This window comes from Mesorhizobium sp. M7A.F.Ca.CA.002.05.1.1 (genome assembly GCF_003998335.1).
Taxonomy (GTDB): Bacteria; Pseudomonadota; Alphaproteobacteria; order Rhizobiales; family Rhizobiaceae; genus Mesorhizobium.
The window spans coordinates 1-10861 of the sequence record NZ_RZQI01000113.1; the positions used below are offsets into that span (position 1 = coordinate 1).

General features: G+C 61.7%; 7 protein-coding genes. 4 read left to right on the top strand and 3 right to left on the bottom strand.

Going from position 1 to position 10861, the window contains the following annotated elements; translation table 11 throughout:
* The 4 genes from EN939_RS08550 to EN939_RS08565 form a co-directional block, all read left to right on the top strand.
* A partial coding sequence (locus tag EN939_RS08550) for a substrate-binding domain-containing protein (protein WP_127267674.1) occupies window positions 1-784 on the top strand: 784 nt, incomplete at its 5' end.
* A gap of 83 nt (window positions 785-867) precedes the next feature.
* Window positions 868-3414: an ATP-binding cassette domain-containing protein gene (locus EN939_RS08555; protein WP_206517115.1), complete on the top strand. Its 2547-nt coding sequence runs from the start codon at window positions 868-870 to the stop codon at window positions 3412-3414.
* 369 nt (window positions 3415-3783) lie between these two features.
* Complete coding sequence (locus EN939_RS08560) at window positions 3784-4851, top strand: pyridoxal phosphate-dependent aminotransferase (protein WP_236382674.1); 1068 nt, start codon at window positions 3784-3786, stop codon at window positions 4849-4851.
* Between the two features lie 48 nt (window positions 4852-4899).
* Window positions 4900-5805, top strand: coding sequence for an allantoinase PuuE (locus EN939_RS08565; protein WP_127267675.1), 906 nt, complete (start codon window positions 4900-4902; stop codon window positions 5803-5805).
* A 144-nt stretch (window positions 5806-5949) separates the two neighbouring features.
* Here EN939_RS08565 and EN939_RS08570 read toward each other — a convergent pair whose 3' ends face one another.
* From EN939_RS08570 to EN939_RS08580, 3 genes are all read right to left on the bottom strand, one after another.
* Window positions 5950-6720: an SMP-30/gluconolactonase/LRE family protein gene (locus EN939_RS08570; protein WP_127267676.1), complete on the bottom strand. Its 771-nt coding sequence runs from the start codon at window positions 6718-6720 to the stop codon at window positions 5950-5952.
* A gap of 116 nt (window positions 6721-6836) precedes the next feature.
* Window positions 6837-9257 carry a GcvT family protein gene (locus EN939_RS08575; protein WP_127267677.1) on the bottom strand — a complete coding sequence of 807 codons (2421 nt, stop codon included), beginning with the start codon at window positions 9255-9257 and terminating at the stop codon, window positions 6837-6839.
* Between the two features lie 151 nt (window positions 9258-9408).
* Window positions 9409-10861 (bottom strand): ABC transporter substrate-binding protein (locus EN939_RS08580; RefSeq protein WP_164750919.1); only part of this gene is annotated, 1453 nt, incomplete at its 5' end.

The following is a 10861-nucleotide window of genomic DNA, read 5'->3' on the forward strand; positions in this document are numbered from 1 at the left end:
AGGCGATGCCTTCAAGCAAGGCAGCACCGTCGTCCCCTACCGGGCCCGTGTCGGCGGCGAGGAAGGCAAGGATTACAGCGTTTTCGTCGGCACGAACTTCCACCAGGATGGCGTCGACTGGGGCAAATGGATGGCCAAGGCCCTCAACGGCAAGGGAAATGTCGCCTACCTCGGCGGGCCTGCCGGAACCAGTCAGAGCCGTGAGCGCGCTGATGGCATCCTCGAAGCTTTCAAGGACTATCCGGGCATCGTCCAGATCGGACAGAAGCCGTTCGAAGTGACGAATTGGGATTCCAGCATGGTCGCCAAATCGCTGGGCGCGCTAATTGCCCAGTATCCGCAGATCGACGGTGTGATCGCGGACCTCAGCATGGGCGTTGTCGCCTCGGGCGTTTTCGAACGGGCTGGTCGGCCACTTCCGCTGATCGCCGGTGAAGACGCCAACGTGTTCGGCTGCACCTGGAAGAAGCTGCACGATGCCGACGCCAAGTCCGCCTTCCAGTACACGACAAACAGCGCCGAGCAGTGGAACGTGCGTCTGGCCGTACGCTGGGCGATCGCTGAGGCAGCCGGCGGCAAGATGGATCAGCCGCTCGTCATAACCGACCCCAACGGCACCAAACATACGGTGGCTGAGGCCGGTGTGAAGGAAGTGACGAACTTCCAGCTCGAGGATTCGCTTGCCGGAACTGTTTTCTGCAATCCGAAGCTTCCGGAATCCGCTTCAAACGGCACCAGCCTGACTGACGAACAGGTCCTGGCAGCCCTCAAGGGCGGTCTCTGATCTCGAGCCAAACGGGGCGGGCTTCTGTCCGCCCCTTCATCTCCTCAAGGAGGATGATGGAAGTCACTTAGGAGGATCGACCCATGGCCACCGTCGAGCAGCTTCAGTCTGACATGGCAACGCCGACCAGTACTGCGTTGGACAGCCCGTTGGGATTGCGCATGCAAGGCGTGTGGAAGCGTTTCGGCCATGTCGTCGCCGTGAAGGACATTTCGTTTGTGGCCCGATGCGGCGAGGTTCATGCGCTTCTGGGAGAAAATGGCGCAGGCAAGTCGACATTGATGGGCATTGCCTCCGGCACTTTGAGCTACGATCAGGGCTCGATTGAAATATGTGGACAATCTGTAGATCGCTTTAGCGCGGCACAGGCGCAACGGCTCGGGCTCGCCATCGTGCATCAACATCCGGCGGTGCTTCCCGATCTGACGGTGGCTGAAAACCTGCTGCTTGCAGTTCCAGCAGCGCTTCGAACGGATTATGCCAATGACTGGGTAATCGCCCAACTCCGTCGTGTTGGCTCTGCCGTTCACCCCAAGACCCGGCTGTGCGATGTCGACATCGCGCAAAGCCAACTGATAGAACTTGCCAAGGCGCTTGCGATCGACCCAAAGATCCTCATTCTTGACGAACCCACCGCGGCTTTGACAGCCGACCTTGTCGACATCCTGTTTCGCAACGTGCGCGAAGCAGCGACTCGGGGCGCGGCGGTCATCTACATTTCGCATCGGCTGCAGGAAATCAGGCAGATCGCAGACACGGTCACCGTCATGCGTGACGGTGAAGTGAAGGGATCGGCACCGATGCGCGATGTCAGTGATGACCAAATCCTCAACCTCATTGTCGGACGCACCGTCACCAAGCAATTTCCGCTCAAATCAGCCGGTGTCTTGAATGGCGCAAGTATTCTTGAGGTCAAAGGGCTTTCGGGCGCTGATTTCGTAGACATCAATATGTCGGCGCGTGGCGGCGAGATCGTTGGTATCGCCGGCATTACCGGAAACGGCCAGAGCGACTTCCTGCGTTCGCTGGCAGGTCTTGGAAATGCCCGTGGAGCCGTCACTCTGGACGGGAAGACCGTGCCGCTCGGCAACCCGGGTGCCGCTCGTAGTGCCGGCATTATCTATCTGTCTCCCGACCGCCAGCATGAAGGCCTTTTTCCCAGTCTTTCCGTGCGCGAAAACGGTACCATCTCGGCCCTGTCACGTTTCGCGAACTTTGGCGTCGTGGACCGTCCGCTCGAACGGCGGCAAATGGAAGCCCAGCGAGTGGACTTGAACATTCGCGCGGCATCGATCGAGCAGAATGTCGCCACGCTGTCTGGCGGGAACCAGCAAAAGACGATCCTGTCACGAGCTCTCCTGGCAGAGGCTTCACTCGTGCTGGCAGAGGAGCCGACAGCCGGGGTTGACGTGGGTGCCCGCGCCGAAATCTATCGCATCCTGCGTGACGTCGCTTCGCGCGGGACATTGGTTGTGATCGTCTCATCCGATATTGTTGAGCTTGAGGGCGTATGCGACCGCGTGCTGGTCTTCTCCCGCGGGCACGTCGTGGGCGAACTCTCAGGCCAAGACGTCAACGAGGCCAATATCGGCCGGACCATGATAACGGCCACCACCCATCGCAAGACCGACCAGCAAGAACGAGACAGATTCGGCACTACGCGTTCATGGCTGCGAATGGTTGCTGCCGGCGACTATGTTCCAAGCTTCGTGCTTGCCGGGCTAATCGTGCTGCTGGGCGTGGTAGCGTCTGGCCACAACATTCGTTTCGTCTCAGGCTTCAACATCGAGAAGATCCTGTTCCTTTCCGCTGCGCTGGCGTTCGTCTCGTTTGGCCAGATGTGCGCAGTGTTCACCGGCAGGATCGATCTGTCGGTCGGTCCGTTGATCGGCTTGAGCCTCGTCATCGCGTCATTCTTCCTGAATGAAGGTGCCGGCATGGCAACGATAATCGTTGGCGTGTTGGCCGTTTTTGGCGCCGCAGCCCTCGTCGGCCTGACCAACGGGACTTTGGTTCGGTTCGGGAACTTCACCTCCGTTGCCGCCACGCTAGGGGTTTACATCATCATTCAGGGCATCTCGGTGTTGCTGAGGCCCTATCCCGATGGGGCCATCAGCGCCACCGTCATGGATACCATCAAAGCCACTATCGGCAGCATTCCGGTCGTGTTCATCGTCGCGTTGGTCCTGGCGATCATCCTCGAAGTCGGCTTGCGCTACAGCCGTTGGGGGATGAGCTTGCGCGCCGTTGGCTCCAACGAGAAAGCGGCGGCGCATATTGGTGTGCGCACAGGCTGGACCGTCGTCGGCGCGTTCATCGCCGGCAGCTTGCTCACAGCGCTTGGGGGCATGATGGTGGTGGCGCAGCTCGGCATCGGCGATCCCAATCAGGGCATCGAATACACGCTGGGCAGCATTGCCGCAGTGGTCCTCGGCGGAGCCAGTCTCTTTGGCGGACGCGGCAGCTTCATCGGCGTGCTGCTTGGCGCCGTCCTGATCCAGGAAGTCAATTCGTCGATGGTTTTCCTGGGCCTGTCGCAAGCCTGGCAATATTGGTTCATCGGCTTGCTGACGCTGATCGCAGTAGCAGTCTATTCTCAGGCCCGGTCAGCGTCCATTGAGAGGCCGTGAAACGAACTGCCGCAGACTGGAGATACGACGTCGAGTGCGCGAAGATCCGAAAAAAAGCGCGAAATCTCCCCCAACCGCATGTCGACGCTTCCCGTCACTTGATGATGCCGATCTTCTTGCGACCAGATTTCGGTCAGTTGTCTGACGGCTTTCGGCAACGCCTTTTCGAGGTGCAAGCATACCGTCATCTTTTCTTCCGCTCTCGTGCTGACCGGGCGTTTTGCGTCCTAAAGTGGGCCAGAATTTCGGGCCCTATGCACGATTAGTTTTTGCTTGTGAACGCGCAGGCGATTTGTAACTTGTCCCACGAGCCGGTCCGGCAACGGTGGTTCACAAGATGGCCGACAGGAACATTCCCATGGACCACCCATGCCTCTGAAAGCTGCCGCTCATGTCGAGGCCATGTCCGCCTTTGCCTTGGCAAGTTTCGGCGGCTGCGACCGGACAACCCTTGCCCAGAACGAGAGCGCTTTCCCACCCAGCCCCAGGGCGATCACCGCCGGCCAGGACGCGATTGCCCGCAGCCATCTCTATCCTGATCCGGACTGGACTGCACTGCGCAAGGCGATCGCGCAGGCCTATGGGATCGATCCCAATCTGATCTTGTGCGGCGCCGGTTCGATGGACCTGATCAGCTGCACCATCGCGGCCTTTGCGGGACGAGGCGACGAGGTGCTGGGCACGGCCTATGCCTATAATTTCGCAGCCTCCGCCGCCGCGCGTGTTGGTGCGGCCTACATCAAGGCGGCAGAGCACGATTTCACCGTTTCGACCGGCAGCATCCTGGCTGCCATCACGCCGGCAACGCGGGTCGCGTTCGTCTGCAATCCCGGCAATCCGACCGGCACCCGCATCCGCAACGCCGAGCTGCTGCGCTTGCGCGCCGCCTTGCCGCAGGATGTGCTTCTGGTGATCGACCAGGCCTATGGCGAGTTCGACGACCAAGACCCCGAACCGATCTTTGCGCTGGTCGCGCGTGGCGATACGGTCGTGCTGCGCACGCTTTCCAAAGCCTATGGCCTGGCCGGCGCGCGCGTTGGCTGGGGGGTGTTTCCGCCTTCGGTCGCGGCCGGAGTGCGCAAGATGCAGAACTCCAACCAGGTCACAATGACAAGCCTAGCAATGGCCGTCGCGGCCGTGGAGGACCAGGCCTATATGCGAGAAACCGTGGCCCGCACAGCGAGGATTCGCGACCAGTTCGCGCATGAGCTGAGGGCTAAAGGATATGACGTCCCGGAGAGCCGGACGAACTTCGTGCTGATCCGCTTCTCCGACGAAGCCGCCGCGGAGGCCGCAGAGAAGGCCTTATGGGGCGCCGATATCATTGTGCGCGGCCTGGGCGGCTACGGCCTCACGGACTGTTTGCGCGCGACGGTCGGCCCGCAAGAGATAATGGATCGGGCACTGCGCATACTGATCGACATGCACGGCGGATAGTGTTGGCTACCGCATGTTTTGCGACAGAAGCCTCGGGAGACTTGAGAGATGCCGTATTTGCCTGCCCGTGACTTTATCGGCTATGGCGACAAGCCGCCTGCCGCGCAGTGGCCCGGCGGCGCCAAGCTGGCGCTCAACATCGTCGTCAACTATGAGGAAGGCGCCGAATACAGCATCGACGAGGGCGACGGCGTCTCCGAGGCGATTCTGTCGGATCTTGCCGTGTCTCCGGCGGTGCCGGGTCTGCGCAACCGCAATATGGAATCGCTCTACGAATATGGCTCACGCGTCGGCATCTGGCGGCTCGCCTCGCTGTTTCAGGACAAGGACGTCATCCCGACATTCTACGTGGTGGGGCGCGCGCTCGAGCTCAATCCGGCGGCCGGCAAGGCGATCGCAGCACTTGGCAGTGACATCGTCTGCCATGGCTGGCGCTGGATCGATTACGCGCCGTTGAGCGAGGCCGAGGAGCGCAATCACATCGCGATGACCGTGGATACCGTCGAGAGCCTGACCGGCATTCGCCCGCTCGGCTGGTACACCGGCCGGCCCAGCCTCAACACAAGGCGGCTGGTGGCCGAACATGGCGGCTTCCTCTACGATTGCGACGACTACAATGACGACCTGCCCTATTTCGTCGACGTCGATGCCAAGCGGCATCTGGTGGTGCCGCATAGTTTCGACAACAATGACAGCCGGTTCTCGCGCGGCTCCGGCCTGGAGACAGGCAGCCAGTTCTTCGAATATGTCAGCGATGGTGTGGACTGGCTGCTGGCCGAAGCGGAACGGACGCCACGCATGATGACAGTGTCGCTGCACTGCCGGCTGGCAGCACGGCCGGGCCGCATGATCGGGCTCGCCCGCTTCCTCGACAAGATCAAGGCCAATCCAGACATCTGGATTTGCCGCCGCTCGGACCTTGCCCAACATTGGCTGGATCGGTTCGGCGGCTGACGCCATCAACCGGACCGGTCGGGCGAAGCCTTCACCCGTCCGTCAGTGAACGCGCTATTTGTTTGGAATCTCGTAGACCTTGCCGTACCAGGGCACGGCATCGATTTGATCGAGCGCCATGACGTAGAGCACATTCTCGTCGGGTTAGAAGGCAAAGTTCGGCACGGATGGCGACGGCACTGAAAGCGTGCGCCGCAGCTTGCCGCCCTCATCGACGACGAGGATCTTGCCTGGCGCACCGAGCGAGCGTGGGCTCTGGCCGATATACATCTCGCCCGCCTTGTCCATCTTGATGCCGTCAGGCCAGATGTGCGGCTGGTTCGGGAACAGATCATCGAGGCGCAGGAAGACGCGGCGGTTGTTCAGGGGCGTGATCGGGCTGGACATCGAACTCGATGATGATCCGGTTGTCCTCGGTCTCGACCAGATAGAGCATCTTGCCGTCGTTCGAGATGACGAGACCATTGGCGTTGTGCAGGTCGCGGCATCGATCAACGGCCCGCCCTTGCCGGAGCCGGTGAAATAGATGCCACCATCCTTGTCGGGCGCGAAATCATTCGGTCCGCTGAACGGATTGCCGTCCGTGTCCTTGTCATAGGCCGGCAGCGACTTGCCGTCGGCGAAGATGCGGCCGATCGTGTTGTTGTCATAACAAGTAACGAGGAACTCGCCGGTCGTTGTCGGCAGTACAGCCGAAGGGCCGCAGCCGTCCATCTTCCAGAAGATCGCGTTCTTCTTGCCGTCCCACACGTCCACGGAGCCGCGGCCGTGTTCAACGTAGAAGAGCTTGTCCTGATACCAGATCGGACCTTCGGCAAGCCACGCATCGTCATTGATCGCTTTGACGTTCGCCGCGTGCGTGAAGGACGTGAGAATGAGGGCAAACATGGTGCCCAGCAGATGCCGTTTGATCATGCGATCCCCCTTTGTTTTCAGGTGGTCGAAAATCTTCCTCGTTCAGCTCCGCCGGCGTCTCCGGCCGGCTTCGGTTTTCGTCAGTTGGCTCACTGGGCGAACGGGTGGCCGAGCTTCTACGAGCGCAGCCGCTTGCCCTCGGGGTCGAATGGCGGATGCGGCAGCAGGATTGCCTCATGCGGCCTTCCCAGTATGGCGACCGAGACCTTGTCGCCGGCCTTGGCGGAGCCCGCTTTGACATAGCCAAGCGCCAGCGACTGCTCGACGAAATAGCCGTAGGCGCCTGAAGATACCTGGCCGATCGGCGTGCCGTCGGTGAGGAAGATCGGCTCGCCGCCGGTCGCGTCGGCATCCCTGGCGTCGATCGACAGCATGATGAGCTCATCGCGTACCGGCTTGCCGGCGATGGCAGCGTAGGCATCGCGGTTGAGGAACGCGCCCTTGTCCAGTTTGACAAGGCGATCGAACTTGACCTCCTGCGGCCAATATTCGGGCGAATATTCGCGGCTCCAGCTGCCATAGCCCTTCTCGACGCGCAGCGACATCAGCGCGCGCGAGCCGACCGGTCCGGCGCCGACTTCCTTGCCGGCCTTGAGTAGCGCGCCGTAAAGCTCGACCTGGTCAGTGGCTTCACAATGCAGTTCCCAGCCAAGGTCGCCGGTGAAGGACACTCTGAGCGCCACCACATCGATGCCGGCGACGGTGGTCCGGCGCGACTGCATGAAGGGGAACGCCTCGTTCGACAGATCCTCATTGGTCAGGCGCTGCAGCAGGTCGCGCGAACTCGGTCCCGCTACGTTGAAGCCGCAGAGGTCCTCGGTGCGCGAGCGGAACGTCGTGCCCTCGGGCAAGGGGACGGCCTTGAAGAACCGTAGATGGAAGCGCTCGGCCATGCCGGAGCCGATGACCATGAATTCGTCGTCCGCGAGCCTGGTCACGGTGAAGTCGCCGGCGATGCCGCCGCGTTTGCCGATCAGCGGCGTGAGGCAGGAGCGGCCGATCTTTGTCGGCATGCGGTTGGCGAACAGCGCATTGAGCCAGGCCTCGGCACCAGCGCCCTTGACCTCGTATTTGGCGAAATTGGAGATGTCGATGATGCCGGCGCGTTCGCGCAGCATGCGCGCCTCGCGGCCCACCGGTCCCCACCAGTTCTGGCGCGTGAAGCCGATCGTCTCCTCGCGCGGCTCGCCCTCGGCGGCGTACCACAGCGGGTGCTCCCAACCGAAATTGAGACCGAAAACAGCGTTCATTCCCTTTTGCATGTCGTAGGCAGGCCGGGTCCGCACCGGCCGCCCGGCGGCGCGTTCCTCGTTGGGGAAGTGGATCTTGAAGCGATGGCTGTACTGATCCTGGACGCGGGCCTTGGTGAAGGCCTTGCCGGCCCAGTGGCCGAAGCGCGCCATGTCCCAGGCGAACATGTCGAGCGAAGGTTCACCCTCGATCATCCACTCGGCCGCCAGCTTCCCCATGCCGCCCGACTGCGAGAAGCCGGGAATTATGCCGTTGCAACAGAAATAGTTGCTCAGTTCGGGCACCGGTCCGAACAGCACGGCACTGTCCGGCGACCAGATCATCGGTCCGTTGATCACCTTTTTGACGCCGGCGGTGCCGACGGCCGGGACGCGCGCGATCGCGCGCAGCATGTTCTCTTCGATACGGTCGAGATCGTCGGGAAACAGTTCATGGCCGAAATCCAGCGGCGTGCCGTCCTCAGCCCAGAACTTCATCTTGCGCTCATAGGCGCCGATGAGCAGCCCCAGGCCTTCCTGGCGCAGATAGTACTCGCCATCGCGATCGGCGACCGAAGGCAGCCGGCGGCCCATGGCCGCAATTTCCGGGATGGTCTCGGTGACGAAATACTGGTGCTCGGTCGGGATCAAAGGCAGTTGCAGGCCAGCCATCGCGGCGACCTCCCTGCCCCACAGGCCGGCGGCGTTTACCACCCATTGTGTGTGGATGTCGCCCTTCGGCGTGCGCACGATCCAGCTGCCGTCGGGTTGCGCCTCGGTGGCGGTGACCGGCTTGAAGCGATGGATCTCGGCACCGCGCTGACGCGCGCCGGCGGCGTAGGCGGCGGTGACGCCGGACGGGTCGACATTGCCGCCTTCCGGCTCGTACATGATGCAGCGTATGCCGTCGAAGTCGACCAGCGGATGCAGCCGCTCCGCCTCGTCGCGCGCGACTTCGTAGAAATTCATCTTGTAGCGCCGCGCCTTGGCTTCCTGGAGCCTCAGCTGATGCTCGCGCGCCTCGGTCTGGGCCAGATAGAGCGAGCCCGGCTGAAAGATGCCGCAGCCCTGGCCGGTCTCGGCTTCCAGTTCCTTGTAGAGCGCCATGGTGTAGTGCTGGAGGCGGCTGATGTTGGTGGAATCATGCAGGCCGTGGATGTTGGCCGCCGCGTGCCAGGTGGAGCCGGAGGTCAGTTCGCTGCGCTCCAGAAGGACGACATCCGTCCAGCCGAACTTGGCAAGATGATAGAGGATCGAGCAGCCAATCAGACCACCGCCGATGACGACGGCTTGTGCATGAGTACGCATGTTTCTTCCCTTGGTTCGGCGACTTTTCTTCTTTGCGCTTTCGAGAAGCGCCTTGGAGATCTGTTTGGCTGGCTGGTCAATCAGAGTCGCCCAGTGACCCCCCAGGGGCGCAACATGCGCCCCTGGCTTTTTTTGCCGTGACCGGCCCGGCCTAGGCCTTGTCGAGCCAGACCTTATCCAGCTGCAGTTCGAATGTCTGATGCATGCCGAGGTTCTTCACATAGGTCGCATGGTGCCGGTAAAGCGAGCGCCAGAACGCCTGGACGAGGATGCCGGAGTCCTGCAGGATGAATTCGACGTCCTTCATCAGTTCCTTGCGCTTGTCGACATCCGCCATGGCGAGCGCCGCGTTGAGCTTCTTGTCGAATTCCGGGTTGGCGTAGCCGGACTCGTTCCAGGCCTCGCCGCTGCGATAGGCGATCGCCAGCACCTGGACGCCGAGCGGCCGCATGCCCCAATCGGTGGTCGACCACGGATATTTCGTCCAGTCGTTCCAGAACGACGAACCTGGAATGATGGTTCGCTTGACCTTGAAGCCGGCCTCGCGCATCTGCGCGGCGACGACGTCGGCGGGGTCCTTCACATAGTCCGCATCGTAGGAGATCAGCTCGAACTCGTGATCCGTCTGGCCGGCCTCGGCCATCAGCGCCTTGGCCTTGGCGAGATCGCGTGGAACTTTCGGCAAAGCGTAATATTCCGGATGGATCGGGCAGACATGGTGGTTTTCGGCGACCTGTCCAAGGCCGCTATAGCCGAGCTTCAGCACCGTCTCATTGTCGACCACGAGCTGGATGGCGTTGCGCACCCGCTTGTCGTCATAAGGTTTGTTGGTCACATTGGTGCGCAGCACGATGGTTCCGGCCGTGACGACCGGCTCCTTGACCAGGCCCATGCTGTCATAGAGGTCGACCGTGCCGCCCACCGTCTGGTAGTTGCAATCGATCTCACCGGCCTCGAAGGCGCTGGCGATGGCGGGGTTGGACGCGTCCGATCCGTAGTCGGTCCAGTCGACGCCATCGAGATAGGGGTCGCCCCCAAACCAGGTGAAGTCCTTGCGTCGCCGCACCGCGGCCGATTCGCCGACCTTGTATGAGATCAGCTCATAGGGGCCGGTGCCGGGCGTCTTGAGCATGTCGCCGCCGTCCTTGTCGAAGTCGCGATGGACGATGATCGCCGGATAATCGGCAAAGCCCGGAATGATCGTGACGTCGGACTGTTGGCATTTCAGCTTCACCGTGTGGTCGTCGACCTTGGTGATGGCGCCGGCTGCCGCTTTCTTGGTGGCGGGATCGATGAGGGAGTTCATGCGCCCGGCCATCGAATTGCCTTCGGCCGCCTTGTCGCACCAGCGCTCGATGTTGTGGACGATGTCGTCGGCGTTGAAGTCGTCGCCATTCGACCACTTCACGCCCTTGCGCAGATGCAGCGTATATTCGACAGCGTCGTCGCTCACCTCCCAGCTTTCGACCAGGTGGCCCTCGAAGGTGAAGTCGGTGGTGTAGCGGATCATGTAGTCGTTGCACTGGCGCATGACATTGGCGATCTCGGACCAGTCCCAGGAGCGCGGATCCTTCATTGCCTTGATGATCATCTGCATCTTCAGG

What these genes read in the sequence shown, in the direction of transcription:
- EN939_RS08555 (WP_206517115.1), top strand. Translation starts at nt 868, where the DNA reads ATGGCCACCGTCGAGCAGCTTCAGTCTGACATGGCAACGCCGACCAGT.
- EN939_RS08560 (WP_236382674.1), top strand. Translation starts at nt 3,784, where the DNA reads ATGCCTCTGAAAGCTGCCGCTCATGTCGAGGCCATGTCCGCCTTTGCC.
- EN939_RS08565 (WP_127267675.1), top strand. Translation starts at nt 4,900, where the DNA reads ATGCCGTATTTGCCTGCCCGTGACTTTATCGGCTATGGCGACAAGCCG.
- EN939_RS08570 (WP_127267676.1), bottom strand. Translation starts at nt 6,720, where the DNA reads ATGATCAAACGGCATCTGCTGGGCACCATGTTTGCCCTCATTCTCACG.
- EN939_RS08575 (WP_127267677.1), bottom strand. Translation starts at nt 9,257, where the DNA reads ATGCGTACTCATGCACAAGCCGTCGTCATCGGCGGTGGTCTGATTGGC.